Raw genomic sequence first — 26,574 nt, forward strand, 5'->3', positions numbered from 1 at the left:
TTGGCGGTTATATTAGGCTTAAAATCTGTTTTTTAGCGCGATTGATGGCGCTTGAATCTGTAATTGGAATAGAAAAGTCGTCTAATGAGCTTGAGCCCATTTTAGCTTGGCTGGCAATATAGTCCATCTTACTTTCCCTAGTAGATTTACCTGACATGTGGAATTCTGTTACTCCACTGGCTTTGTATATGCTACGAATATTTTCAGCAGTGACCCCAGCACCTGCCATAATTGAAATGTTTCCGTTTGATAATTTGACCATCTGTTTAAGTATTTCCACGCCCTTAATAGCCGAGTTGGATAACCCAGAACTCAATATGCGCTCACACCCAATGTCGATTAATTGTTTAACCGCTAAGACATGATCTTGGCACTGGTCGATAGCACGGTGGAATGTTGTTCCTAGGCCCAATTGACGGGCTCTGTCAACTAAGGTTTTCGTGGCATTCTCATCAAGCTTTCCATTCGGAAGTAAGACTCCAAATACGACCCCTTGAACTTGAGCGTCTGCTGCAGCTTCGATGTCCATAATCATCGAGTCTATCTCTCCCTTTGAATAAAGAAAGTCACCTTGCCTAGGGCGGATCATTGCGTATATTGGGATATTAACTAAGTCAATTGCCGCTTTCATAAAGCCGTAACTTGGAGTTAACCCCCCTAGGGCCAGCGAAGAGCATAGCTCGATTCTTGTAGCTCCACCTAGAGCGGCATTTTTAACAGACTCTAAATTATCGACACAGACTTCTAACTGCATGTTTTACCTAACTTCGTATACGCTATTATCTGTAAGTATATCGACTCTTGTACGGGAGTATCAGGGTAAACTAGAGGCGAGGATATTTCCTCGTTTAAGGTTAGGGAAGGAGAAAGCCCTAGCAACGGAAATTGTAGGGCCTTGATAACGTTACGCTGCGTCTTCTTCGTTGTCTGAATTTTCTTCTTCAGCGCTGACTTCTTCAGTCTCTTCTACCACTTTAGGCTTTTTAGGTGCTGGACGGCGCTTAGCACCCAGTGCGTAAAGTACTTCTTCTTTGTTTTGAGCCAAATACAATGCAAGTTCTTCTTGCTTCGTTTCGTCTTCGATTAGCTCGCTTTTACCCATTAAATCAAAAAGTGCATCAGCCATATCCAACATTTTGTCATAGGCGTCAGCTTCAGCTTTAGAGGTAAAAGTCATCTTTTCTTCTCCGTTGCGTTCCACCACGTACTTCACGATTACAGCCATGGTTAATCCTCTAGTGTCTAAGGTTTAATTACTGTTTTTTTATACAGGAAATATCATGCTAAGTCTAGAGGGTGATTGTTATTGAGAGGTGTTTTGTAGAGGCTCGGAATCATTCAGAGCCTGCGCTGGTGCTGATGACAGAACTCGATGAACTGTTTGAGTAATGGACTCTGATATTTCTCTTTGTGGAGTAAGATCCAAAGTTGGCGATCCATATCCATAGGCAATTTAATAACACCGACGCGTCCATCTTCAATGGCGTGTCTTGCTGAGAGCGACGACAGGCAACCCAGTCCTAACTCAGAGGCGACACTATTGATAAGCGCTTCTGTCGTATTAAGCTGAAATGATTCATCCCAGCTATCTAACTGCGGCGCAATTTGAGTCATAAAATACTCTCTTGAGCCAGAGCCGGCTTCTCGAAGGACCCAAGGTTCATCTTCTAAAAGCGATAAGGAATCAATTTTCTTATTAGCTAGAGAGTGGCTTGGAGGGCAGATGATACACATCTCGTCTTGGCTAAACGTGCAAGAAGAGATTTCGTCGTGATCGACTTTTCCTTCAACTAATCCTATATCTAATTCATAATCGATGAGCTTTTGGCATATTAAGGTTGTGTTGGATATAAATAAACTTTGGTATGTGTGGTTATAAGTGTTACGAAATTCACTTAAAATATTTGGTGCAAGCTGGTTGCCAATGGTGTCACTGGCTCCGATTCTTAACTGCCCAGAAAGGACATTATGGTCACTAAATATCAGGTTTATTTCATTGGCTCTTTGTAGTAGTTCATCAGCCAAAGGGAGTAGGCGCTGTCCTTCCTGATTTAGAATTAGACGGTTATTGATCCTATCAAATAGAGTGTGGCCAATCTGTTTCTCTAGTTCACTGATTGCCATGCTGACAGCGGCTTTAGATAAATATAACGACTCAGAAGCAGACGTTAATGTTTTATGACGGATTAATGTGGTAAACACTTTGAGCTGCTTCAGGGATATATTGGCTGCCATAAGTTTACGTCCATTTTAAGTTTTACGCGTTTATCTAAACATTCGAACTTATTCGTTCGGATAGAGATGTGATCCGATTTTTCGATTGCTTTCTATTAGCATTAATCAATTCTCCTAATAAAAACAAGGGCTACAGTGTTAAAGTTTTTGCGGCACTGAGATCTATTTATCTTTTTCGATATGTTAAGCTAGTTTTTATGAACTCCTGCTAACTTGAGCTCCAATTGTTTACTGTTTACCACTCTAATCAAGTTGATGTTTTAAAGTCTTTGTTGGTCGAGCTTATTCGACGTGAGCCGCTGAGTCGTCCTTTCGAAAAAGAGCACATTCTCGTACAGAGCTCGGGTATGTCTCAGTGGCTTAAAATGGAGCTGGCGAAAGAATTAAAAATTGTCGCAAACGTAGATTTTCCTCTGCCCGCAGCTTTTATATGGCACCTTTTCACACGCGTTTTGCAAGACGTCCCTGAGCGCAGTGCATTCAATAAAGATTCGATGTGCTGGAAGATCATGAAGGTTTTGCCCACCCAATTAGAAAGGCCAGAGTTTGAGCCATTAGCCAAATATTTACGTAGTGATGCTAGTGGTACCAAGCTTTTTCAATTGGCAGATAAAATAGCAGACACATTTGACGGTTACCTCGTATATAGACCGGAGTGGATAGCGGCTTGGGAAGCGGGTAAGACAGTTACCGAACTCGATGATGAGCACCCATGGCAGCCAATATTGTGGCAAGAATTATATGACTATACGCTCCAGATTGAGCAGTCTCCTTTTCATCGTGCAAATTTATACGAGCACTTTATTGATTCTCTGAACAATTATTCTGGAACATTGGATTTTTTGCCAAAGCGCTTGTTTGTATTCGGCATTTCCTCTTTGCCTCCTCGATATTTAGATGCATTGAAGGCCATTGGTCGTCATATTGATGTACACCTGATGTTTACCAACCCTTGTCGATACTATTGGGGTGAAGTACGTGACAAAAAGTTTCTCGCAAAACTTTCTGCTAAGCGTCGCCAGCAAGTTGAGTGGAAGCAAAGTGCCTCCGAAGTAGTGGGCATTGCTGAGCAGTTAAAGGGGACTGTTGAACAAAACATTGAAGATGATCTCCACACCAGTGAAGTAGGAAACAGTTTGCTTGCCTCAATGGGAAAATTAGGGCGAGATAACTTGTACCTGTTGTCTCAACTTGAGTCTCACGAGATTGAAGCGTTTGTTGATATAGAGCGAAATTCACTGCTGCACCATCTTCAGGCGGATATCTTGAACTTGGAAGAGCATCAAGATGATCAAGCATTCGAGGCAAGTGCACATAAGCAAGTTATTCTTGATGGAGACAACTCACTTTCTATTCATGCCTGTCATAGCCCATTGCGTGAAGTTGAAGTATTGCACGATCAGTTATTAACTATGTTTAATGATGATCATTCTTTGACTCCTCGTGATGTAATCGTCATGGTTGCTGACATCAACGCCTATAGCCCTGCTATTCAAGCAATATTTAGTAATGCTCCTGCCGACCGCTATATTCCTTTTTCTATCTCCGATCTCAGTGCTGATGTTGAGAACCCTATATTAAAAGCTTTTGCTCGTTTGGTTGATTTACCAAATAGCCGTTGCGCCTCCTCAGAGTTGCTTGAGATCCTCGAAACTCCCGCTATTTTGAGCAAATTGAATATTAGTGAAGAGGAGTTCGATAGAGTCAGGCAGTGGGTCGAAGAGTCGGGTATTCGCTGGGGGTTGGATGAAAACACTGGAGCAGATTTTCAGTTACCAAAAATAAAGCAAAATACGTGGCAATTCGGCATTCAGAGAATGCTTCTTGGCTATGCTATGTCTGACGATATTGGGTTATTTAATCATGAGGAGCAAACTCTAGCACCGTACGATGAAGTACAGGGTTTACAGGCGGAACTAGCGGGCAAGCTCGCTTTGTTTATTGAATTGATCAGCCATTACAGAACGTCTTTACAAGGGGATCATTCTGTTGATAGGTGGAAAAGCCTATTATTTGAAATGATGGATGATTTTTTTGAGATCGATATAGAAGGGGAACTAGCCCTCAAAACTATTCGAGACACTGTGATTCATTTACAAGACAATATTGAAGAAGCGAGATATGAGCAAAATTTAGCGGCAAATATTGTTAGTCATTATTTGAAGAATAAACTCTCCTCGAACAGAGTGAGTCAAAGGTTTCTAGCGGGTCAGGTTAACTTTTGTACTTTGATGCCAATGCGTTCCATCCCTTTTAAAGTTGTGTGTTTACTTGGAATGAACGATGGCGTGTACCCGCGCTCTATTCCTCCCGAAAGTTTTGATTTATTAGTCGGACGTTCCAAGCCAGGGGATCGATCTCGTCGGGTTGATGACCGATACCTGTTTTTGGAAGCATTACTCTCCGCACAAAGTTATTTGTACATAAGTTATGTCGGTCGCTCTATCGAGAAAAACACCGAAAAGGTCCCGTCGGTTTTGGTATCTGAATTGATGGATTATTGTCACCAAAACTATTGCCTCCAAGGTCACGAGCACCTACCTACAGATGAATCAGGAGACAGATTAATTCACTCCCTTAGCTTCACTCATGCGATGACACCATTTAGCTCCAACGCGTTTACTCAAGGTGCAGGAAGCTTTGCCAAAGAGTGGTTACCGGCTGCAAATGTTCGAGGATTGCTTGAGCCGCAAACTTTAGGTGAACTGGATAACTACTTCATCGGTGAAAATTTCCCAATGGAGCTCGATGTTAGCGAGCTACAAAAATTTTGGAAGTTACCTGTAAAGTACTTTTTCAACCGACGCCTCAAAGTGTATTTTCACTCTGATCACTGGGTGCCTGAAGATGACGAGCCTTTTGCATTAAACCCTTTACAAGGCTACTTGCTACGTAATCAACTTCTTGACGATCTCATTGAAACGCCACTTGGAGAAAATAGCCAAGGCGAGCGTTGGTCTAACTATATACAGACGCAAAGAGCCTTTGGAAATTTACCTGTTGGCGAGTTTGGCACTTTAGAGTTTGAGCAGCAGCGCGATAAAATTGCCCCTTTATACGAAAAAGTTCATAGCTTGTGTTTGTTCGCAAAAGATGACATTGAACTCACTTTGCCAATAGATGTTGGTAGTTCAGAAAGCAAGATTTTAGTAACCGGTTGGTTAACAAAGCACTTTGAATCAGGATTGATTAGATATCGAAGTGGACGGATTCGCTCTGAAGATTATTTGTCTGCTTGGATAGATCACTTGTGTGCTGCGGCAATGGGGCATGTGCTACCAACACACCTGCTTGGGATGGACAAGGCCAAATTGGAGCACAAGGTTTACTCCGCTATTTCGGATCAAGAGTATGCACAACAACAACTCAGGAAGCTTGTAGAATACTATGTTCAAGGGATGAACACTCCTTTTGCTTATTTTCCTAAAACCGCTTTGGCTAACCTGAAAGCCTATAAAGTACGAGGCAAAAAAGAAGTGACTGCTGAAGATGTGGATAAAAAAATGCTAGCGGCGTTTAACGGTACTCCACAGATGATAGGAGAAGGTACGAATTTATACATTGCTCGATTATGGCCGAAGTGGAACGACGAGTTAGCTCAATACACTCAAGGCTACGCAAGCGAAATATTAAAGAGTGCATATGAAAATGCCTTGGATGAAAGAGAATTGGCCGCCAACAAAAAAAGTGTGTAGGGAACTGTTGGCAGGCCAAGGTTTATAGACCAATGAAACTAAGATAAGTAAGAGGTAATTGCTTAAGTAGCGAGAGAAATTTTATCCGTAACTGTTTGAGTTTTTCGTGATTAGAATCCCACCTCGCTCCTTTGTTACAAAGCGATTACAAATGAATGTCAGTAATATCGAATAAGTCACGATAAAAGCATATTTTTGTCTATTTTATCAGCTATTTTTCTGTGGCTTTAGTGAATTAAATTGAGATGGTGCACTATGGCTGGTCAATCCGCCGACAATATTCAACCCCTAGAAATTATGAGCTTCCCTTTGCATGGCGCGAGGCTAATAGAGGCATCAGCAGGCACAGGAAAAACTTATACGATTGCCGGCTTATATTTGCGATTGTTACTAGGCCATGGTGAGAACAACTCCAAGCACAATCAAGCGTTGACCGTTGATCAAATTTTGGTTGTTACATTCACTGATGCGGCAACAGAAGAGTTGCGTGACAGAATCCGTAAACGCATTCATGAGGCTAGATTGGCATTCTTGCGAGGGAAAACAGAAGATGGCTTCCTTGCCCCTTTTCTAGAGCAAACCTCTGATCATAAAACAGCGGCAAATTTACTGCTGGATGCTGAGAGACAAATGGATGAAGCGGCTATTTTTACGATCCACGGTTTTTGCCAGCGGATGTTAAAACAGCATGCATTTGAATCTGGCGCCCAATTCAACAATGAGCTAATTACCGATGAAGCCTTCTTGAAAGCTCAGGTTGTTGCCGATTATTGGCGACAAAATTTCTACTCATTACCTATAGAACTAGTGAAAGAAATTCGTAAGCTATGGGAATCTCCAAACAAACTATTGTTGGATGTGGAGAGGTATTTATCTGGGGCAGAGATATCTTTGACCACCGAGCCGCCTAAAGACTCATTAGTAGAGGCTCATCAAGAGAATATAAGACGCATTCAATCGCTTAAGCAGGAGTGGCTTACAGGCTGTGCAGACTTTCACACTCTTATTAGCTCTTCTGGTGTGGATAGGCGCACGTACAAAAAGAATAGCCTACCAGCTTGGCTTGACGAGGTAACCAGTTGGGCTGAATCTCAAACAACGAGTTATTCTTTACCGAAGAATCTGTATCGCTTTTCTCAACAATTGTTACATGAGAAAACTCAAAAAGGTGACGCTCCAGAGCATAAAGTGTTTGATAGCGTTGAGCAATTTTTATCACAGGACATTTCCATTAAGGGGCCGCTTCTTGCGCAAGCCATCCAGTTTTGCCGCCTTCGCCTAAAGCAAGTCAAAGAGCAGAATCAGGTTTTTTCATTTGATGATTTGTTGACTCAATTGTCGGCTGCGATCGAATTGGATGAACATTCTGTTCTCAAAGATAAAATTCGTCAGCAATATCCAGTGGCTATGATTGATGAATTTCAAGATACCGATCCGCTTCAATACAACATCTTTAGTCAAATATATTTGTCTGACCAACAAAGTGCGTTATTGATGATCGGCGATCCCAAGCAAGCAATCTATGGTTTTCGCGGCGCGGATATCTTTACCTATATAACAGCAAAGAAACAAGTTTCCTCTCAATACACATTGGATACAAACTGGCGCTCTAGTGCAGAAATGGTTGAGTCGGTGAACCATCTTTTCTCTCAGGCTGATGGCCCATTTTTATATGATAGCGATATTCCGTTTTATCCAGTGAATTCAAGCCCAGATGCGGGTCAACGGAGTTGGTGGCTTGAAGGTAGAACCGGGAAGGCTAGTCCGCAGCCAGCGCTAAATATTTGGTTCGATAAGAAAAATGACTCTTTCACCAACTCAGGTGATTACCAAGCGATGATGGCTCAAGCAACATCTAGCCAGATTTATACTATTTTGACAGCTGCTCAAAATGGCAATGCTTACTTAAAATCGGGTTCAGGAAACAAAGCCATTGAAGCAAGCGATATTGCGATTTTGGTTCGCAATAAAAATCAAGCTCAGATGGTGAAACAAGCACTGCTGGAGCGAGGTATTGCAAGTGTGTTTTTATCTAATCGGCAAAGTGTTTTTCTTAGCTCCGCTGCGACCGATTTAGTACTGATATTGAATGCTGTTTTAGCGCCTGAAAATGAGCGATTTTTAAGAGCGGGTCTAGCTTGCTCGTTACTTGCATTAGAATTGCCGCAACTGGATTTGCTCAACAATGATGAAAATGCTTGGGAGGCAGCCATCTTCGAGTTCAAAGAATATCGAACTCTGTGGCATCAACGTGGCTTTCTACCCATGCTACGTGCAGTCATGAGTAAGCGACAAATAGCGGAGCAGCTATTATGCCATGAGGGAGGAGACCGCGTTCTTACTGACTTAATGCATTTGAGTGAGTTACTTCAACAGGCCAGCTTGGAAATTGATAGCTTTTATGGCCTCATTCATTGGCTTTCGCAAAAAATTGAAGATGCGAATGGGGTGTCAAGCGCAGATGAACATAATCAGAGGCTGGAATCGGAAAGCAATCTTGTCCAAATCGTCACTATTCACAAATCAAAGGGGTTGGAGTACAACCTAGTGTTTTTGCCATTTGCTTGTAGCTTCAGTGAAGCAAGAGAGGCAAAGTATCACGATGCTGAAAGTAAAAGGACTGTGTTAGATGTAAACCGCAGTCAAGAAGCATTGGAAAAAGCTGAACAAGAACGACTGGCTGAAGACCTACGATTGATATACGTTGCGTTAACTCGCTCAGTGTATGCGTGCTACGTGGGGGTTGCACCGCTCAAGATCGGTAATGCAAACAAAGTCACCTCAGATATTCACAAAAGTGCTCTTGGGTATTTGCTTCAAAACGGCAAAGTAGGTGATGTTGATATGCTGAGGCAGTCATTAACGTCGCTTTGTCACAGCTCAGAGGCAATACAGCTCTCTGAGCTGCCGAATGAAAAAATGTGTCGATTGGTCGCAAGCGCAGATAAAGTGACGGATGTAATAGCACAAAGCTCAAAAAGAAATATCGATAGATCGTGGCGACTTACCAGTTATTCCAATTTGGTAAAACACAACATTCATTCTTCCCGAGAGGAGCTAATTATTGATGAAGCTAGCTTCGACATCGACTCTGATGAAGATATCGAGCTAGAAGAATCGGTTAAGGCTTTTGAATACTCCATATTTACTTTTCCAAAAGGTGCTCGCCCGGGTACTTTCTTACATACGTTGTTTGAGCAAGTAGATTTTAATCAATCTGCAGAGGAGAAAGACAATCAGCAGATAATTGAAAAGTTGCTGGATAGAGAAGGCTTTGATCTGCAATGGTTACCCGTGCTAACTCAGTTAGTAAATACTATTTTGCAAGTACAGCTCAACGACAAAGCGTTACGATTGGCGGATTTACCGGCAGAGAATCGCTTAATTGAAATGGAGTTCTTACTTCCAATTGAAATGCTTACAGCAGCGCAACTCAATACGATTACTCATAAATATGACTCACTCTCTTCTCTAGCTGGAGAGTTAGGCTTCCAACCCGTTAAGGGAATGCTAAAAGGGTTTATAGACTTGGTGTTTGAAGCGCAAGGTAAATTTTACGTCTTAGACTGGAAGTCAAATTACTTAGGTGACGCTATTGAAGATTACCATTCTGAAGCGCTTGAAAGCGCGATGGCTGAGCATCGCTACGATTTACAGTACCAAATATACTGCTTAGCCTTGCACCGTTACTTAAGAAATAGGGTGCCAGATTACGATTATGACCAGCATTTTGGTGGCGTCTATTACGTATTTTTACGCGGGGTTGCAAAGAGCAATGACACAGGCATCTTTTTTCAAAAGCCAGAATACTCCCTCATTAAAGAGATGGATGAGTTGATTGATGGAAACTCGGCAAAGCCATTTGAACAAGGCCAATTGGAGCTAGATTTATAATGAATGCTTGCTTATTAGATGAAATGAAATGGCTGTCTCAGCAAGGTTACATTCGCCCAATTGATTATCAGTTTGCGCGCTTTATCCATTCTCAAGTCAAAAAAGATAACGATGAAGTGGCATGGTTAGCGGGGCTGTTAAGTATTGAACTGGGTAAGGGAAATGTCTGTCTGTTGATATTTGATAATCGAGGAGTGACTCAGCAATTTTCTAATGTCATGTCTCGATTGCTAGAGCATAAACCTGAATTACTTGCAGTTATCTCAAAGTATGATTGGCAAACGATTTTAACAAATTGTTCGATTGTTCATTCAGAAAATGATTCAGTGCCTTTGATTTTCGACGGTCATCGATTGTATCTACAAAGGTATTGGCACTACGAAGCCGCTCTGGTAGAAAAGCTATCTACACTTTCTAAGCCAGTGACCATGCAGATTCCTGAGTTGGAAAACCTAGCCAGTGTGTTAGGGCAACTTTTTTGTCGTGACTATCGGTATTTACTTAATGCAATACGGAAAGCGAGAGAAATTAGCGCTTCTAGCGTGTCAACGATGCAGCAATTGGTTTGTGACCATCTAGATGTCGTTGAAACTGAAAGTGTAGACTGGACTAGAGTGGATAAAGTTTGCCAGCACGCAAGCAGCGTTGAACAGCTTAATGAACTGGATAGATTAGTCGCAAAGTCATTATGTGTTGATTGGCAAAAGGTAGCGGCATCCATTGCGCTCACTCGTAAACTTACCGTAATTTCAGGCGGGCCGGGTACTGGAAAAACCACCACGGTCACTAAGTTACTTTTAGCTGTGTCTGCGCAAGCGCAGCAAACAGGAGAGACCCCTATTATCAAGCTTGCCGCGCCAACGGGTAAGGCAGCGGCGAGGTTAACAGAATCGGTTGGCAACGCATTAGCAAGTATCCCCTTTGATTCGGAGTTAAAACAAGTCATTCCTACTGACTCCAGTACCTTGCATCGTCTTCTTGGAGCGATTCCAAATAGCGTCAAATTTATTCATGATAGAGGGAATCCACTACGTCTAGATATTTTGGTCATCGATGAAGCGTCAATGGTAGACTTATCTATGATGTATCGAGTGATCGATGCTTTACCTGAACATGCGAGGCTCATTTTACTTGGTGATAAAGATCAATTAGCTTCTGTTGAAGCGGGCTCAGTCCTTGGAGATATATGTCAATTTACTCAATATGGCTACAGTGTTCAGCAAGTAAAATCTATAGCTATGCTGACTCAGCACCGAGTTAGTAGTCAAACAACAGCTGCTCCTTCCATTAGTGATAGTTTATGTATGCTGCAGAAAAGCTATCGTTTTGATGCGCGCTCCGGAATTGGGCAACTAGCGAAGGCGATAAATACTGGTAAATACGAGCAAGTGGAAAAAGTGTATCGAAGTGACTTTACAGATATTGCTCAATTTACAGTCAACAAAAACAATATGAATCACCTCATTCGTACACTTGTGGCTCAATATCGGGCTTACCTTGAATGCATACAGCAGAGTGATAGCGACGCAACGAATATTTTTGAAGCAGCTAAACTAGCCTTGAATGCTTTTGCTCGCTGCCGTCTGTTATGTGCGTTGAGAGAAGGGGACTACGGGGTATCTGGGCTGAATAAAAAAATTGAACAGGGACTTGAGTCGAAAAAGCTTATTTTTATTAAAGGTGAACAGTGGTATCACGGAAGGCCAGTAATGATAACTCGTAATGACCATAACTTAGGCTTGTATAATGGTGATATTGGTCTCTGCATCTTTGATGGAGAGCGTCTGAGAGTTTTCTTTGAGTTGCCTGATAGCAGCGTTAAAGCTTTTTTACCAAGTCGAGTGCCGGAACATGAAACGGCATTTGCGATGACTATTCACAAGTCTCAAGGGAGTGAGTTTGATTTCGTGCAAATGGTATTACCTAAAGAGCACAATCCAGTGCTAACAAGGGAGCTGATTTATACTGGTGTAACGAGAGCGCGAAATCATTTTGAGCTGTATTGTGATAAGGCAGTACTTAGGAAGGCAATAAAGTCGAGAACGGTCAGGGCCAGTGGGCTAGCGGCAAAGTTACAAGTGCTATAACCGTCCGTGGTGAACCTAATCGTTAGGCGACGTCTAAAAAAGAAATACTGCGGATTTTGTATTGCTCTTGGTAGTTCAAAATGAAGGCTCGTAATCCTTCATTCACTTGGAATAAACATTGGACGTCTAATCCTTCTAGCAACTGATTATCAGCCATATCCCAAAAACTCTGAATCGAGTTACATTTTACTGTTTTCATTGATGGTTAGCTCTCATACACATACTGACATAACGGCATTCCATGCGAGCCCCACTTTTTATTTTGTGTTGTGGGTTTGGTCCTAGCTTACAAATCCTTATTTTTAGGACCGGAGCATATTAGCAAATAGAAGGGCAAAATATAGAATGGTTTTGTAAACGTATATGTAATATTTTGGCTAGTTCGGCTTTACTGTATGTTTTTATTGATATAAAAGTCACTTTTATTATCGAGCTTTAAAATTGTAAACTCGAAACTCAAGATAGGTATTTTGAGAAAGCTCGTTGCGGCAACAACGAGCTGGTATCGGGGCTAAACCGCTAACGACAAGATCTTTGAGCGCCTTTGAAAGTTATATAAACCTTGCCTTTGCATAGGGAGTGAAGTCACGGTGACTTCAATAAACCCTTGTTCTAAAAACCAGTGTTGGCTATGAGTCGTCAGGACAAAAAGAGATTCAATACCAAATTTTCTCGACTGCTGTTTGAGGTGAGCCAGTAGTAATAACCCTCTATTGCCTTCTCGATAGTCAGAATGTATGGCCATGCATGCTACTTCTGCCGTCTTTTCTTCGCTGTATGGATAAAGTGCAGCGCAGCCTATGATAAGACCATCTTTTTCAATGATAGTGAATTGGTGAATTTCTTGCTCTAGTTGTTCACGAGATCGACGAACAAGTACTCCTTGCTCTTCCAATGGCTGTATGAGCTCAAGTATTCCTCCAATATCGTCAATCTTCGCGGTTCGTAAGCGTTCTGCACTGGCTTTGACAACTTGAGTGCCTATACCATCAAAGGAGAAAAGCTCTTGTAATAGGGCGCCATCTTCCTTGTAGCTCACCAAGTGACTTCTTGGAACTCCCGAACGACAGGCAGATACCGCTGCTCTGAGGAAACGTAACGTACCTGAATATTCATTGTTTTGTTCATAGTCTGTTTCAAGTTGGTTGAGCCTAGCTTCTGCTTCGGTCGGAAATATTTCAGCAATAGCATTACCATCTTCATCTATGATGCCTTGCTCTGAACAAAAACCAATCAGCTTTTCTGCCCCCAGCTTAATTGCGGCATGTGTAGCGACTTCCTCTGAAAGTAAATTAAAGGACTCTCCTGTTACGGAACCGGCAATTGGGCCTAGTAAAACGATAGAACCAAGCTCGAGGGCACGAAGAATTCCATCAGAGTCCATTCTTCTTATACGGCCGCTGTTGCAGTAATCAATGCCATTGTCTACTCCCAGTGGTTGAGAGATGACAAAGTTTCCACTAATTACATTGAGCTGTTTACCTGCCATAGGAGTATTATTCAAGCTCATTGATAACCGAGCAGTAATTTCTAGTTGGGTTTGCCCGACAGCTTGCATGACATACTTTAAGGCTACTTCATCTGTAACGCGAATACCTTTGTGATAAGGCGTTTCATGATTGTTCTCAGCTAGGATTTGGTTGATCTGGGGACGAGCACCATGGACAAGGACAATTTTGACGCCCAAACTGTGAAGCAAGGCAATATCACTCACAATATTGGTAAAGTTACTGTCTTGCATGGCTTCTCCACCAAGCATAATAACCATAACTTTGCCTCTATGAGCATTGACATAGGGTGCAGATTGTCTAAATCCTTTGACGAGTTCAGTGCTACGAATTTTCAATATAAATTACATTTTCGTTGAATTTGTAGTTACTAATATAGAATTTTTATTCATTTTACAAGAGTGTGTTGCTAATAAAAATTACAATTAATCAAAAGTATTGGCAAAACTGATTCTATACTAAAAGTAATTTATCACAGTAAAGTCGTTTATATGAATAAGCCTTTTAAAGGTGCGAGACAGCAACCACCCGGCATGAAACAACAAGCTAAGGCCCCTAAGTCGTTGATGCAAAAGTGGGTCGAGCGTACTCTGATGTTAGTTGTGACCGTTGGTATCGTATTTGTTGTGTATGCATATTTCGACTTGTATAAGCGTTACGTTGAGCAGAACATGCCAAAAGATCGTATCTATGGTATGTGGGTTGAGCAAGAAGTGGCACCTTATATGGCCGATCGTTTTGTTATCGGTAAAAGAGGGGTACTAATTAATGGTGCGGTGGTGTCTACTGAATTTAAGTTCGATGGCGAATACTTTGAATATACCTCTGGCGGCAAGCAGAAGAAATTTATTTTGCTCAATAAAGATCTGTCGAAAATGCAGTTAATGACCGACCTTCCATATCAACCTGTCTACAAATTGTCAGGAAGTCATAAAAAACGATCTACGTGGCAATTCACCGATTGAGATTTAGTACGTAGTTTGTCATCCTTGCTCATTCCACTCTTACAACCGTTATGATTTATGCTGGAGTGCATTGTGTTTAAAATCAAAGGAATGGCAAGTTTTACCAAATTTTCATCTATTCTAATGGCGTCTGTTTTACTGGCTGGTTGTGTCAATCCAACCGATCGAGGTCAGCAGTATCAAGACGGTCAATTTAGTTCAATTCTGAATAAAACGGGGCAAATTCAGTCGAATGCTCCGCGAGACTATTCTAAATTCTCAAAACAAGCGAATGAAGTTACGAGTCGTTCTCAATCCATGGCAACGATTTATTCGCCTTTATACAAAAAACTTAATGATTGGATTTTAGAAAGTGGCGATCCCAAAGACTTGAGTAAATACGGAATTCAAGCGGCTCAGTTAGGCGGAGGCGATGAGAAAGGCAACGTTTTATTTACCGGCTACTTTTCGCCCGTAATGGAACTTCGCCATCAGCCAAATGATAAGTTTAAATATCCGGTTTATGCCAAGCCAGATTGCGAAAGCGAGTGTCCAACACGTGCTCAGATATATGATGGCGCGTTAAAAGGCAAAGGGTTAGAGCTTGGCTACGCTTCAAACCGTATAGATCCTTTTATTATGGAAGTTCAGGGAAGTGGCTTTGTGCACTTTGAAGATGACGACACGTTGGAATATTTCTCCTACGGCGGCAAAAACAATAAGCCGTATGTCAGCATCGGAAAAATCTTGATCGAAGAAGGTGAAGTACCAAGGGAGAAGATGTCGCTCAAAGCGATTAAAGATTGGGTCCATAGCCACAGTGATCAGCAGGTAAAAGATCTGCTTGAGCAAAACCCATCATTTGTGTTCTTCTTGCCGCGTAAAGCTCATGATGTATTAGGAACTGCGGGTATACCTTTATTGCCAATGGCTTCTGTTGCTGGTGATTCGAGTATTTTGCCTATGGGAACCCCAATACTCGCTGAAGTCCCATTGGTCAACGCTGATGGGACTTGGAGTGGTGTTCATCAACTCAGATTGTTGTTGGTATTAGACACTGGTGGTGCGGTGAAAGACAACCATCTAGACCTGTATTATGGCATGGGTCCAAGAGCTGGAATTGAAGCGGGTCACTACAAATATTTTGGTCGGGTTTGGAAGCTTGGGTTAAACCAATCTGCAACACAGGCTCCTTGGTCTAAACCTCCTGAGAAGTTGGAGTGATCCAGTTTTTGCAGTTTATCGAGTAAACTGGGTATAGACATTTACATATAGAGTGCGTATAAAACGCACTCTTTGTTTATTCCGCTCCAACTGGAAAATCATTATGCGTGAACTTAACTCCCCAGCATCCGAAACTTATGACCAGCGCTTTGGTGGCACTCGTAGGCTTTACGGTCAAAGTGAGGTTGAGATTCTCAGAGCTGCTCATGTTTGTGTGATTGGCATTGGTGGTGTAGGTTCATGGTCGGTAGAAGCATTAGCTAGAACTGGCATTGGTGAAATTACGCTTATTGATATGGATGACGTGTGCGTCACCAACATTAACCGCCAAATTCATGCAATGTCAGGAACGGTTGGAGAAAGCAAAGCAGAGGTGATGGCCGAACGAGTCAAACTCATCAATCCAGACTGCAAAGTTAATGTGATCGATGACTTTATTAGCTCAGAGAACCAGCATGAGTATCTGAGAAAAGAATATGACTATGTGATTGATGCCATTGATAGTATCAAAGCAAAAGTTTCTTTGCTGGCTTACTGTCGCAGCAACAAAATCAAAGTCATTACCATTGGTGGTGCTGGTGGTCAGATTGATCCTACCCAAATAAAAACAGCCGACTTAACCAAAACTATTCAAGATCCTTTGGCAAAAAAGGTGAAAGATAGGCTTAGACATCAATTTAACTTCCCTAAAAACCCACAACGTAAGTTTGGTATTGAGTGTGTATTCTCGACTGAGCAACTAAAATACCCTCAAGCGGACGGTTCAGTCTGTGGAGTGAAATCTTCAGCTGAAGGTCCAAAACGTATGGATTGTGCAAGTGGTTTTGGCGCTTCAACCATGGTTACCGCCACGTTTGGATTTGTCGCTGCAGCTCGAGTAGTTGAAAAGCTGATTCAAAAGTACAAAAAATAGCAGGTTAGTAGGATGTCGATACAAAACTACAGTGATTTTGGTAGCAAGATAAGCAGTGAAGATGTTGTCAAAACAATGAGTGAACTGTCGGGTTGGGAAGATAAATATCGCCAAGTGATTCAGTGGGGCAAACTGCTACCAAAGTTCACTGATGAACAAAAACTCGATGAAGTAAAAGTGTCGGGCTGCGAAAGTCAGGTTTGGCTTGTCTGCGAGCTAAACGATGATGTTTGGCATATTGCCGCAGATTCGGATGCTCGAATTGTGCGAGGGTTAATTGCCCTTGTTTTAGCTGCCTACAATGGCAAAACTAGCCAGCAGATTGCTGAGTTTAACGTCGAGCAATATTTCAATCAGCTCGGGCTTATCGAGCATTTAAGTCCGTCTCGTGGAAATGGACTGTTCGCGATAGTGGAAGAGATACGCGAGAGGATTTAGGTTCACCTGACCAAGGGTGCGAGAACCATTATTCGACGACTGACAAAAAGTGATTCGAGGGTGTTTGAATTAACACCCTCAAGTTTAGTTAAGCGGCTTTGTGCTGATGAATCATATTGTTTTTGTTTTGAGGTTTAGGTGATTCTTGATCGGGTTTAATTAACTCAAACAAAGTACAGCTGATAACGACAAACCACAAAATAATGCTAATTAAGGTTAACGCATCAATGTTCAATACCGCGTGCAAATAGGACCAAATAGCAGAGAAAATAGAGAATAGGGCAGTAAACATCGCCGCAGCGGTACCGAAGTGTTTATCTAACACTTTCATTCCCCCGTGTGTACCCATTGGTCCTAACATTCCTGCGCCGATACCGATGGCGAAAAAGGTTCCAATTGTACAATCCAATGACATATGTGTATTTAATATCAAGGTGGCAACGGCAACTAAAGCGAATGCGACAAATTTAAGGTGGCGTTTAACCATCCTTGCGCCGATATGTTTGGAAATCATGTTACCTATCAAGTAAGCGATACAGATGAATAGGGCGATATTGGCATAGTGGCTAGCGGATACATGAAACTGTTTGATAAACACTTCAGGCCCGAATCCAAGGAATAGCCCTAGTACCACAGAAAAAAACATTCCAACTAAAATAGCATTTTTCATAAACAGTGGATTTTTCGCGCAGTATAAGAATTGCTCGGTAATGCCTTTAACTTGCACTTTGCTTGGTTTGAACGACTTATCAGGCTCGTGGGTATTTTTGTAGGTGCTGTAAAGTACGGCAAGCACAACCACAGCAAGTGCAGCATATATCAAGTGCCAGTTGACGTGTTGTGCCATTTCTATCGACATTTTTGTTGCCACTATTGGACCTGCTATCACGAGCACAGAAAAGCTTGTATATGCTTTAAAAAGCAAGTCATGATCTTTAATTGCGTGGTTGACGATTGAACGTGATACGACAGAAAAAGCCCCCGTCCCTAAACCTATCACTACAAGTCCAAAAGCGAATGTATAAAAAGAGTCACTAAGAGAGCAGATAATTAATCCGATTAGACTAATGCTTTGAGCGGTGAGCAGTACATTTCTTCTGCCGACGAAGTCTGAGACTGGCCCGAGTGCAATCGAAGAGACAGAGAAGAAGAAAAACAGCAGAGATACGCCAAGCTGCAAGTCAGTCATTGATATATGGCTTTTCTGGCTAATGGTTAGCAAGATTGGTGCAGTTGAGCTCAGCGTAAGGTATGCAACGAAAAATATCGCGTAGATGGTGTAAATAAACCGATGATTCGTGTTCATGTTGTCCTCACTGAGTATGAAGTCATTGTTCTGTCTGGGTAGATTAGCCCTGTTTATTGATGATTAAAAATTGTTTATAGTCATTAAATTGATAATAAAAAGTTATCGGAAGAGTTGTGATGAATTTTACTCTTAAGCAGTTGAAAACTTTCCAAGTAGTGGCTGAATATCTTAATTATCACCGAGCGGCTGAGGCGTTATTTATCACTCAACCAGCGGTGACTAGAAATATTCAAGCATTGGAAGAAACCGTCGGTTTTGCTCTATTTGAAAAGTTTGGCAAGAAAATACAGCTAACCGAGCAAGGCAAAAGCATGCTGGGAGAAGTCGAGGCAGTGCTAAGGCAGCTCGATGTTATGCAAACCAATATTAAGCAAAATATATCACGTGAAAAGCAGTTCTCTTTAGCGGTTATACCGGGTTTAGAAGAACTGACGATGGAAGCAGTGATAGAGTTCTTCAACGTTAATCCAGAGGTTAAGGTCAGTATTGAAGTGATTTCAAATCGGAAAATGGCGGAAGTCATTGCCTCTAACCAGTTCGATTTATGTATTGCTGCCAACTCTGAAATTGATAGTGATTACCGAAGCGAAGTTTTGTTCTCTACGGAGCTATGTCTTGCGGCTTGCTACGACCACCCTTTACGTGACAAGAGGAAACTGACTAAAAAAGATATTGAAAGTGAGTGCTTTATTGAAATGGAAACGTCAGAGTCGTTCAGAGAAACCATGGAAGCGTTCAAGTCTGAGTATATTGCGGAAGAAAATAGCCGGATAAAAATCCATGGCAGAAATGCTCTTTTGAAAGCAGTTTATGCAGGGGTGGGGATTGCCTTATTGCCAAGGTATACCTTAAAAGAAGGCCTTGAGTCCGATCGGCTTTGTATACTCAATATCGACAATTTGAAGTTGAGCGCAAACTATCGCTACTTCTTCCACAAAAATAAGGTTTTTAGTGAAGAAACCAATCACTTCTTAGCGATTTTACGCAATAAAATAGGTGAGAAGGTTTAGCGACCTCCTCATCGATAAATGATTCGCTGCAAATAGCACCTAAGTTCTACATTTAAAGCATATCTAACGCTTTTTCTAGTGCTTTAACGAACAAATCAACTTCTTCAATCGTGTTGTAAATACCAAATGAGACTCTCACCGTACCCACAATACCTAACGCTTCCATAAATGGATGTGCGCAGTGATGGCCTGCTCGTACAGCGATTCCTTGCTTGTCTAGCAGTGTTGCAACATCTTGGTGATGTACACCATCGACGACAAATGAAATGATGTTGCTATCGGGTTGGTAGCCAACGACTTTGACGCCTTCAAGTTGGGACATTGCGTCGTAGGCTGAGCTTTGCAGTTGATGAATATGTTGTTCGATATCTTGTATCGAAAACTGGCTAAACCAATTGATGGCTTTTGCTAGAGATATAGCTCCGGCAACGTTAGGGGTACCAGCTTCAAACTTTGCAGGCACACCTGAATAGGTGGTACCTGAAAAGGACACTTTCTCCACCATTTTCCCACCACCGTGCCACGGAGGCATTGCTTCTAGTAAATTATATTTTCCGTAGAGCACACCAATACCCGCTGGTGAGTAGACTTTATGTCCAGAGAAAACATAAAAATCTGCGTCTAGATCGACGACATTGGTTTTCTCGTGAACCACACCTTGAGAGCCGTCTATAACAGCAATCGCGCCAACTTTATGTGCAGCGACAATGAGCTCTTTGATTGGTGGTTTGTAACCATTCACATTGCTCAATTGCGTTAGAGCGACAATCTTGGTTTTATTCGATAGCTTTTTATGAAACGCTTCGATATCGAGTGAACAGTTTGATGTCATCGGTGCTTTAACTATCGTTGCCCCAGTTTGTTGGGCGACAATTTGCCATGGGACGATGTTGGCATGGTGTTCAATCTCACTGATTAAAATTTCATCACCAGGTCTCAACGTTTTACGTGCATAAGTTTGGGCAATCAAGTTTAGAGCTTCTGTAGCGCCGCGAGTCCAAATAATTTCCTTGCTAGAAGCTGCACCAATGAAGTCAGCGATGGTTTGTCTAGCGGCCTCAAACTGATTAGTCGCATGGGCGGTGAGTGAGTGGCTACCGCGATGAACATTCGCATTTTGTGCCTGATAGTAGTTAGTTATCGTATCTATAACCTCTTGTGGTTTCTGTGTTGTCGCTGTGCTATCTAAGTAAACAAGAGGTAGGCCATTCATAGTTTGTTGTAAAGCAGGAAACTGAGCCCGTATTACATTGATGTTGAATTTCATTTTTCACCTAATTTGTCGTAGTGCAGAGTAGGGAGAGTTACCATTGGCTCTGCAACACTCCAGGCATGGGGTTTTCCTGAAAGTTTAATGATAATTTCCATAGCGAACTCAAGTGCTGTTCCTGGGCCTTGACTGGTAATTAAATTGTGGTCGATATCGTAAGTAACACGCTTGACTCTTAGCTTGTCCTTCGCAATTTTATCTTGCAAGTTTGGGTGGCATGTCATTATAGCATTGGAATAAAGACCATGGTGCTGTAATACCAGCGCCGGTGCGGCGCATATAGCAGCGACTAAACGGCCGTCATACATTTGCTGCTTAACGATCTCAAGTAATACAGGGCTGTCTCTAAATGTTTCAGCTCCACCGAGACCTCCCGACAAAACAACCGCATCAAATTCTTCATCAGCAATGTCGACCAATAAACAATCAGCGGTTAGGCACACTCCACGCGAAGCTTTCACACTTAAACTGCCATCAAACTCTGCGCTTGCAACTGTCACTTCATATCCAGCACGTACCATCATATCGATGACAGTGACAGCCTCCATCTCTTCAGTGCCAGAGGCGATAGGAACTAAAATCTTTTTAGTCATGCTCATCCTTACTTAATTCATTCACTCTAATATAAAAGTACAAGTTAACAATCTCTACAGTATAGGGATGATGATACTTTGCATGCTTGATTAAGTAACTAGCAACAACATTGAATTTTGTTTTCTGGCTATCTGGTAGCCTGACAGCACTTGATCGAGCTAAATTGAGTAGGAACGATATTAATGAGTACTTTATCTTCAGGAAAAGGTATCGAGTTTCTTATGTATGTCGCTCATAGAGATTCGATAGTATTAGTGAGTGACGCAACAAAGCTCTTTGATTCAGAGTGAATATCCTAGTGGGCCAAGAATAAAGACAAATGAAAAATGGTGCCGATTGGCACCATTTTTAAGTCTTCAAGTTTGTATTTAGAACTTGTAAGAAAGAGAGATATAGTTAGCTACACCTGAAGAGCGGAACCCTGGAGTATCTTCGATACCATATACATCTTTGTATAGCTTGAGGCCATAGCCAATTGCGTAACGCTGTGAATGCCAGTAGAAACCGTTAAACATTGCGCCGCCAGTCGCTGATGTTGAGTATTGCGACTTCATACCCATTTGGTAATCGATATAGCCTTGGTAAGCTAGGAAAGTACCGTTAGCAAAGGTGTAGAAAGGTTTAAACCAGTTAGTTGAAACTTGGTAGCCATTCCAATCTTTTTTGGTCGCATCATAAGTTTTGTAGAAGTTTAGGCCGATTTTGCCAAGCCATGGGACCATAACATCAGAACCTAAACCAATTTTTTGGCTGTTAGTTTCGTTAGGGTTCGTTGTTACATTACCGCCATCCCATTCAATTAAAGAAGCGATGTACAGCTCTTTTACTGGGCCAAACGACAAATCTTTGCCTGTTAGCGCGTCTAGCGATAGGCGAGGAGCAAACTTCATGAAGATTTTGTCTTGATCTTCTTTGTCACTGCTTGGATTACTCAGCAGGTTAAATACGTCAACATATCCGTATAGATCAAATAGTCCTGAGCGACCACCGAATTCCATTTCGCCATAATCATGGCTATTGTTGCCTGGCTTTTCGTTGAATGCGCCCATTAGGTTGAACTGCATCCATTTGTAGTCATTTTTATGAATGTTACCGTCTGAATAGTCCGCTGCGAAACTCGGAGCTGAAACCACTGCAAACAAGCTAAGAGCTAAAAGTATTTTACGCATAAAAGGGGAACTCTCTATATGTTTGTTTATTGTTGACGATTATGCTTTCGTCTTAGTCATTTAATGAGCGGTGAATGATAGCGATAAAATTCAAAAAATGAAGAGATCAATTGCAGAATTATCACTTTTAATTGTGATGTAGATCAATTTATTTTGCTTTGGTGTGGAACTTTTTTGAGTTTATGCAAGTGATGGCTGGGAGGGTTTGTTCATAGTTTTATAGTAAGTTTTCACTTAATGTATTGACTATTTTTATACAAGAAGGAGGTGGATTGATTCTCACCTCCTTCTTGTTTTTAAATTTTAGTACGCAGAGCAGCTCTATTATTTGGCCAGTGTAAGCTAGCTCTCGGAGTTGTTAGCCTCTAATCTGTTCTCTTCTTCTTCGTTTTCTTTAGATTTGTTTAAGATATCGTCAAAGTAGTGCCTCAAAGAATAAAGCATGATTAAGCTAGGTATCACCATTACAGCAGTAAGAATAAAGAAAGTGGACCAGTCGTTTAGGTAGTCAGCGAGAGCGCCACTGAAAGAGGCTAAAGTCGTACGTCCGAGGTTTCCTAGAGAGGCAAGTAATGCGTATTGAGTTGCTGAAAAAGCTTGTCCAGTGAGCATTGTTAGAAAAGAGACAAAAGCTATGGTAGCGAATGCGCTGGTGAAGTTGTCTACAATGATAGTAGCCAAAAATAGATGAACGTCTGGCCCTACATGGGCAATCCATGAAAACATTAAGTTACTGGCGGACATTGCGATACCACCGACCATCAAGCCACGAATAATGCCGAATCTGACATTTATCATACTACCAATGATGGTGAAAAGTACTGTCGCGCCCCAACCAATCAACTTTGAATATTCTCCAATTTGTTGGTTAGTAAAGCCAACATCTTTATAAAAAGGTATCGACATTCGGCCTAGGAAAGCTTCACCTATTTTAAACAGGAAAACAAACAGCAGCAGGGTGATGGCAACACGAACGCCATTACGGCGGAAAAAGTCCAAAAACGGTTCAATAACGGTTACGGTAATCCAAGCGACAGCCGGAGAGCCAACGATTTCCTTATGCTCTAACTCTGCTTTGTGTTGCAACGCATCTCGGTGAGTTTTTGGTTCTCGTGTGAGAAGAGTGAATATCATCAAAATCACAACGACGCCTGCCATGCCATAATAAACCCCGTTCCAACCTATAGAGTCAGCGTTCATAAAGGCGAGGTATCCAGGAAGAGAGTAGCCTGTCCACCAACCGATCACAGCCATCGCTGAAGCTTGTGGAAGCTTTTCTGAGTCTGATTTAGGAAACGTATCGATTCGAAAGGCATCAACAGCGATATCTTGTGTTGCAGAAGCGGTCGCGATACCGAGAGCTAGCATCGAGGTAAGCATCAGGCTTTTCGCTGGATCGACTCCGGCAATGAATAACGTCAGGATGAGTACAATAAATTGGCAGAGTAGAATCCAGCTACGTCTTTGCCCCAAATATTTGTGTAGCAAAGGGAGCTTGACTCTATCGACAAGAGGAGCCCAAAGGAAATTAATCGCATAAACGGCAAATACACTGCCAAAATAGCCGATAGCGGTCCGTGTTAGTCCGGAGTCTTTTAGCCAACCGGACATGTTGGAGCCGATTAAAACCCAAGGAAAGCCGCTTGAGCAGCCGAGCATAAATACCCATAGCAAGCGTTTGTCCCAGTAGGAACGAATTGTTTCAGCCCAAGAGGATGGGCGCGAGTGCAAAGACATAGGGAAATCCTTTTGGTAAAAAAGCTCCAAGCTCAAGTCACGTTAACCCTTCTGATTATGTCACTTGAGCAATTGGAGCTACTGCATTTTTACTTCGAATGAGTTGTCTTACTTTGAATGATGGTCACGTTAGTGATCACGATAGGGTTTACAGGTACGTTTCTCATTTGTCCTAGAGATTTTGTACGAGCTTTGGCGATATCTTCGATGACATCAAAGCCTTTAATGACTTTACCGAAAACGGCATAGCCAGCTTGATTTTCACCGTAGTCTAGAAAGTCGTTGTCAGCGAGGTTAATAAAAAATTGCCTTGTTGCGGAGTTAGGATCGCTAGTGCGAGCCATTGCAATTGTTGCGGTTTTATTCTTTAAGCCATTTGACGCTTCATTTTTGATTGGTGCGTAGGAGCTCAAACGGTTCATTTCTTTATCGAACCCACCACCTTGTACCATAAAGTTAGGGATAACTCGGTGGAAAATGCTACCAACATAGCTTCCATCTTTGACATAGCGTAAGAAGTTTTTGCTGGTAATAGGGGCTTTTTGCGAGTTCAGCTCAACAGTAAACGCTCCCTCAAATCCATTGGCCCCCGATTGTTTTATTTCAAATCTTACTTCTGGACCAGCAAAGGCCAAACAGCTAAACAGGGCTAATGACGCGATTAAAGCTCTGATCATTGAAAGTTATCCTTCATATAATTTTGCAGCTCTTGATCGTTTGCTATCTCTTTTAGTACTTTATCGACCAAGTCGTTCAATACTTCTTGAATATTGCTGTTAGATGCGCTTAAAAGGCCCGTCTTTTTAGACGTCCCTGTGTAGGTCTTAACTAGTTTCCCTTTTGGCGTTTCTACCGTAACAATTAATACGACTTTACCGTCCATCTCGTTTTTCATCACTGAGTGCTTGACGTTGACAAGTAGCTCTTGAATGTCGAGTTCCACAGAATTGGGGCTGTTAACTGAAAGGCTAAAACCTTGAGATTTAAACTGCTCTGCGAGTGCATTTTCTAGCGCAATGCGTACATTTTGACGCGAATGAATAGGTTCAATGTTTGAACGGCCACTATCTACCAGAGCAACGTATTGAGCGGAGCGGATATCTTGGCTTGATAAGCTAAAAGTTTTGCCCTTTACGAGGTCAACATTGCTGTGCACTGCTTCAGGTGTAAAGTTGACTTGTTCTTTTTGAGGAGCTGAACAGGCAGAGAGTAGAGCTATTGAAGCTACGAGGGCCAGTTTTCTCATGGTATTTTCCTTTCTTTTCCCATTTTTGATGCGTTCACCATTGAGTGGCCAAATTCCTAAATCCGCTGGCCACTACGGTATATTACAAATAATTATTTAGTAGCTTGTAAAATAACAAATTTGTTGTTTGTTGCTAGTTCTTTCACATTTGGTTTTCCAAATAGTCTTGCTAACTTAACATCGTAACTGAGGTGACGATTGCCGATAACAATTAATTGTCCTCCAGTATTCAGAACCCGCTTTGCATCACAGAACATCTGCCAAGCGATGTGGTCTGTGATGGCCAACCCTTGATGGAAAGGAGGGTTGCATAGCACTAAGAAAGTGCTGTCTTGCTTGAAACCATCTAAGCAATTGTTGGCAATACATTGAGTTTGCCTTTCTTTGCCAAGGTTTAGCGCTAGGTTTTGTTGTGCCGACTCCACAGCCATGAAGCTTTCATCTACACAGGTAATGCGGGCCTGAGGGTTCAATTGAGCCGCTTTTACGGCTAGCACACCGTTTCCACAACCCAAGTCTATAATATGGCGAAGCTCTGGGTCTTGTGGGATATGCTCTAGCATAAAACGAGCGCCGAGATCTAACGAGTCTCCAGAGTAAACATTCGGTAAATTTTTCAACTGGATATCTTGGTCGTCAACTTTCCATTCAGTAATAGGGTCGATTGTAGTTGTCAGGTTTTTGTCTGGTGTCGAAAATACCAATCGGTGCTTTTTCCAAGCAAGTGAAGTCGTAGTTTCTCCCAGGTACTTTTCAAATAGACGTAAAGTGGAAGTATGTATTTCTTTGGCTTTATTAACTGCTATTACGGGCACATTTGGATTTAGCTGAGTTCTTAGTTGATAGAGTTGCCAAGCGAGCATTCGATTATTTTTAGGTAGCTTGAAAAGGACGAGGTCAATGTCATTAGGAAGCACATCGCTGCATTGAAGAAATGTGACTCTATCACAGTTGTTACGTTGTAAATTTTTAAGTGTACCTTTGTGAGCAATGTAAGAGTCACTCATCATCGTGACTTGGTGCAGCTCTGAAAACCAGCAAGATAAAGCGCCAAAGTTGTCATTGAGAATGAGAATCTTACTCCGCTCTGTTAGACCCATCTCTTCTACATGATTCATCAAATATTCGTCTCCCGCATCCCAAGCTTGGAGAGTTTCTTGGGCTTGTTTTGGAAAGCGATAAAGTGTCAGTGTTTTTTCTAAAATACTTAGCTCAGTGTTCATGGTTGTTTGCTGGTTGTTCTATTACGCACTATTGTCTCAAATGCTCGCGTAACAAGATAGTGATACCTTTCTAGTCGT

General features: G+C 41.9%; 21 protein-coding genes. 8 read left to right on the top strand and 13 right to left on the bottom strand.

Features of this window, described 5'->3' with window-relative positions:
* Positions 1 to 7 precede the first annotated feature (7 nt).
* From ACM2FC_RS17175 to ACM2FC_RS17185, 3 genes are all read right to left on the bottom strand, one after another.
* Positions 8 to 754: a copper homeostasis protein CutC gene (locus ACM2FC_RS17175; protein ID WP_498482197.1), complete on the bottom strand. Its 747-nt coding sequence runs from the start codon at positions 752 to 754 to the stop codon at positions 8 to 10.
* A 150-nt stretch (positions 755 to 904) separates the two neighbouring features.
* On the bottom strand, positions 905 to 1,225 hold the full coding sequence (locus tag ACM2FC_RS17180; RefSeq protein WP_498482198.1) for a YebG family protein: 321 nt from the start codon (positions 1,223 to 1,225) through the stop codon (positions 905 to 907).
* 113 nt (positions 1,226 to 1,338) lie between these two features.
* Entirely contained in the window at positions 1,339 to 2,235 is an 897-nt protein-coding gene (locus tag ACM2FC_RS17185; RefSeq protein WP_498482199.1) for a LysR family transcriptional regulator, read from the bottom strand.
* A 224-nt stretch (positions 2,236 to 2,459) separates the two neighbouring features.
* On the opposite strand from ACM2FC_RS17185, the gene recC reads away from it, so the two are divergent.
* From recC to recD, 3 genes are all read left to right on the top strand, one after another.
* Entirely contained in the window at positions 2,460 to 5,930 is a 3,471-nt protein-coding gene (gene recC, locus ACM2FC_RS17190) for an exodeoxyribonuclease V subunit gamma (RefSeq protein WP_498482200.1), read from the top strand.
* Positions 5,931 to 6,185: 255 nt separating this feature from the next.
* The gene (recB, locus tag ACM2FC_RS17195; RefSeq protein ID WP_498482201.1) at positions 6,186 to 9,824 is read left to right on the top strand and encodes an exodeoxyribonuclease V subunit beta; all 3,639 of its coding nucleotides are present in this window, start codon (positions 6,186 to 6,188) and stop codon (positions 9,822 to 9,824) included.
* The gene (gene recD / locus ACM2FC_RS17200) at positions 9,824 to 11,911 is read left to right on the top strand and encodes an exodeoxyribonuclease V subunit alpha (protein ID WP_498482202.1); all 2,088 of its coding nucleotides are present in this window, start codon (positions 9,824 to 9,826) and stop codon (positions 11,909 to 11,911) included. Before recB ends, recD begins: the two co-directional genes overlap by 1 nt.
* Positions 11,912 to 11,933: 22 nt before the next feature.
* Here recD and ACM2FC_RS17205 read toward each other — a convergent pair whose 3' ends face one another.
* Positions 11,934 to 12,110, bottom strand: coding sequence for a hypothetical protein (locus ACM2FC_RS17205; protein WP_498482203.1), 177 nt, complete (start codon positions 12,108 to 12,110; stop codon positions 11,934 to 11,936).
* Positions 12,111 to 12,422: 312 nt separating this feature from the next.
* A complete protein-coding gene (argA, locus tag ACM2FC_RS17210) occupies positions 12,423 to 13,757 on the bottom strand; it encodes an amino-acid N-acetyltransferase (RefSeq protein WP_498482204.1) in 1,335 nt (444 codons plus the stop codon).
* Positions 13,758 to 13,910: 153 nt separating this feature from the next.
* Between argA and ACM2FC_RS17215 the strand changes: the two genes are divergently transcribed.
* From ACM2FC_RS17215 to ACM2FC_RS17230, 4 genes are all read left to right on the top strand, one after another.
* Entirely contained in the window at positions 13,911 to 14,384 is a 474-nt protein-coding gene (locus ACM2FC_RS17215; RefSeq protein WP_498482205.1) for a DUF2850 domain-containing protein, read from the top strand.
* Positions 14,385 to 14,474: 90 nt separating this feature from the next.
* On the top strand, positions 14,475 to 15,587 hold the full coding sequence (mltA, locus tag ACM2FC_RS17220; RefSeq protein WP_498482331.1) for a murein transglycosylase A: 1,113 nt from the start codon (positions 14,475 to 14,477) through the stop codon (positions 15,585 to 15,587).
* A 103-nt stretch (positions 15,588 to 15,690) separates the two neighbouring features.
* Positions 15,691 to 16,500, top strand: a complete 810-nt coding sequence (gene tcdA, locus ACM2FC_RS17225) for a tRNA cyclic N6-threonylcarbamoyladenosine(37) synthase TcdA (protein WP_498482207.1) — start codon at positions 15,691 to 15,693, stop codon at positions 16,498 to 16,500.
* Positions 16,501 to 16,512: 12 nt separating this feature from the next.
* On the top strand, positions 16,513 to 16,938 hold the full coding sequence (locus ACM2FC_RS17230; RefSeq protein ID WP_498482208.1) for a SufE family protein: 426 nt from the start codon (positions 16,513 to 16,515) through the stop codon (positions 16,936 to 16,938).
* Between the two features lie 88 nt (positions 16,939 to 17,026).
* On the opposite strand, the gene ACM2FC_RS17235 is transcribed toward ACM2FC_RS17230, so the two are convergent.
* The gene (locus tag ACM2FC_RS17235; RefSeq protein ID WP_498482210.1) at positions 17,027 to 18,244 is read right to left on the bottom strand and encodes an MFS transporter; all 1,218 of its coding nucleotides are present in this window, start codon (positions 18,242 to 18,244) and stop codon (positions 17,027 to 17,029) included.
* A 119-nt stretch (positions 18,245 to 18,363) separates the two neighbouring features.
* Here ACM2FC_RS17235 and ACM2FC_RS17240 point away from each other — a divergent pair, with 119 nt between their 5' ends.
* Positions 18,364 to 19,257 carry a LysR family transcriptional regulator gene (locus ACM2FC_RS17240; RefSeq protein ID WP_498482211.1) on the top strand — a complete coding sequence of 298 codons (894 nt, stop codon included), beginning with the start codon at positions 18,364 to 18,366 and terminating at the stop codon, positions 19,255 to 19,257.
* Positions 19,258 to 19,309: 52 nt separating this feature from the next.
* Here the strand turns inward: ACM2FC_RS17240 and csdA are convergent, their stop codons facing one another.
* The 7 genes from csdA to ACM2FC_RS17275 form a co-directional block, all read right to left on the bottom strand.
* Positions 19,310 to 20,524, bottom strand: a complete 1,215-nt coding sequence (gene csdA, locus ACM2FC_RS17245) for a cysteine desulfurase CsdA (RefSeq protein WP_498482212.1) — start codon at positions 20,522 to 20,524, stop codon at positions 19,310 to 19,312.
* Positions 20,521 to 21,120, bottom strand: coding sequence for a DJ-1 family glyoxalase III (locus ACM2FC_RS17250; RefSeq protein WP_498482213.1), 600 nt, complete (start codon positions 21,118 to 21,120; stop codon positions 20,521 to 20,523). The genes csdA and ACM2FC_RS17250 overlap by 4 nt, the downstream gene beginning before the upstream one ends.
* 369 nt (positions 21,121 to 21,489) lie before the next feature.
* Positions 21,490 to 22,290, bottom strand: coding sequence for a nucleoside-specific channel-forming Tsx family protein (locus ACM2FC_RS17255; protein ID WP_498482214.1), 801 nt, complete (start codon positions 22,288 to 22,290; stop codon positions 21,490 to 21,492).
* Between the two features lie 342 nt (positions 22,291 to 22,632).
* Positions 22,633 to 24,027: an AmpG family muropeptide MFS transporter gene (locus tag ACM2FC_RS17260; protein WP_498482215.1), complete on the bottom strand. Its 1,395-nt coding sequence runs from the start codon at positions 24,025 to 24,027 to the stop codon at positions 22,633 to 22,635.
* Positions 24,028 to 24,116: 89 nt separating this feature from the next.
* Positions 24,117 to 24,704 (bottom strand): peptidylprolyl isomerase, encoded by a 588-nt coding sequence (locus ACM2FC_RS17265; protein ID WP_498482216.1) that lies wholly within the window; start codon positions 24,702 to 24,704, stop codon positions 24,117 to 24,119.
* Positions 24,701 to 25,273: a YajG family lipoprotein gene (locus ACM2FC_RS17270; protein WP_498482217.1), complete on the bottom strand. Its 573-nt coding sequence runs from the start codon at positions 25,271 to 25,273 to the stop codon at positions 24,701 to 24,703. The genes ACM2FC_RS17265 and ACM2FC_RS17270 overlap by 4 nt, the downstream gene beginning before the upstream one ends.
* A gap of 92 nt (positions 25,274 to 25,365) precedes the next feature.
* Positions 25,366 to 26,496, bottom strand: a complete 1,131-nt coding sequence (locus ACM2FC_RS17275) for a methyltransferase (RefSeq protein ID WP_498482218.1) — start codon at positions 26,494 to 26,496, stop codon at positions 25,366 to 25,368.
* Positions 26,497 to 26,574 lie beyond the last annotated feature (78 nt).

Source organism: Vibrio sp. A37 (assembly GCF_059777565.1).

Bases quoted from the DNA above. Each gene is read 5' to 3' on its own strand.
- ACM2FC_RS17175 (WP_498482197.1), bottom strand. From the start codon at position 754: ATGCAGTTAGAAGTCTGTGTCGATAATTTAGAGTCTGTTAAAAATGCC.
- ACM2FC_RS17180 (WP_498482198.1), bottom strand. From the start codon at position 1,225: ATGGCTGTAATCGTGAAGTACGTGGTGGAACGCAACGGAGAAGAAAAG.
- ACM2FC_RS17185 (WP_498482199.1), bottom strand. From the start codon at position 2,235: ATGGCAGCCAATATATCCCTGAAGCAGCTCAAAGTGTTTACCACATTA.
- recB (WP_498482201.1), top strand. From the start codon at position 6,186: ATGGCTGGTCAATCCGCCGACAATATTCAACCCCTAGAAATTATGAGC.
- recD (WP_498482202.1), top strand. From the start codon at position 9,824: ATGAATGCTTGCTTATTAGATGAAATGAAATGGCTGTCTCAGCAAGGT.
- ACM2FC_RS17205 (WP_498482203.1), bottom strand. From the start codon at position 12,110: ATGAAAACAGTAAAATGTAACTCGATTCAGAGTTTTTGGGATATGGCT.
- ACM2FC_RS17215 (WP_498482205.1), top strand. From the start codon at position 13,911: ATGAATAAGCCTTTTAAAGGTGCGAGACAGCAACCACCCGGCATGAAA.
- mltA (WP_498482331.1), top strand. From the start codon at position 14,475: ATGGCAAGTTTTACCAAATTTTCATCTATTCTAATGGCGTCTGTTTTA.
- tcdA (WP_498482207.1), top strand. From the start codon at position 15,691: ATGCGTGAACTTAACTCCCCAGCATCCGAAACTTATGACCAGCGCTTT.
- ACM2FC_RS17230 (WP_498482208.1), top strand. From the start codon at position 16,513: ATGTCGATACAAAACTACAGTGATTTTGGTAGCAAGATAAGCAGTGAA.
- ACM2FC_RS17235 (WP_498482210.1), bottom strand. From the start codon at position 18,244: ATGAACACGAATCATCGGTTTATTTACACCATCTACGCGATATTTTTC.
- ACM2FC_RS17240 (WP_498482211.1), top strand. From the start codon at position 18,364: ATGAATTTTACTCTTAAGCAGTTGAAAACTTTCCAAGTAGTGGCTGAA.
- csdA (WP_498482212.1), bottom strand. From the start codon at position 20,524: ATGAAATTCAACATCAATGTAATACGGGCTCAGTTTCCTGCTTTACAA.
- ACM2FC_RS17250 (WP_498482213.1), bottom strand. From the start codon at position 21,120: ATGACTAAAAAGATTTTAGTTCCTATCGCCTCTGGCACTGAAGAGATG.
- ACM2FC_RS17255 (WP_498482214.1), bottom strand. From the start codon at position 22,290: ATGCGTAAAATACTTTTAGCTCTTAGCTTGTTTGCAGTGGTTTCAGCT.
- ACM2FC_RS17260 (WP_498482215.1), bottom strand. From the start codon at position 24,027: ATGTCTTTGCACTCGCGCCCATCCTCTTGGGCTGAAACAATTCGTTCC.
- ACM2FC_RS17265 (WP_498482216.1), bottom strand. From the start codon at position 24,704: ATGATCAGAGCTTTAATCGCGTCATTAGCCCTGTTTAGCTGTTTGGCC.
- ACM2FC_RS17270 (WP_498482217.1), bottom strand. From the start codon at position 25,273: ATGAGAAAACTGGCCCTCGTAGCTTCAATAGCTCTACTCTCTGCCTGT.
- ACM2FC_RS17275 (WP_498482218.1), bottom strand. From the start codon at position 26,496: ATGAACACTGAGCTAAGTATTTTAGAAAAAACACTGACACTTTATCGC.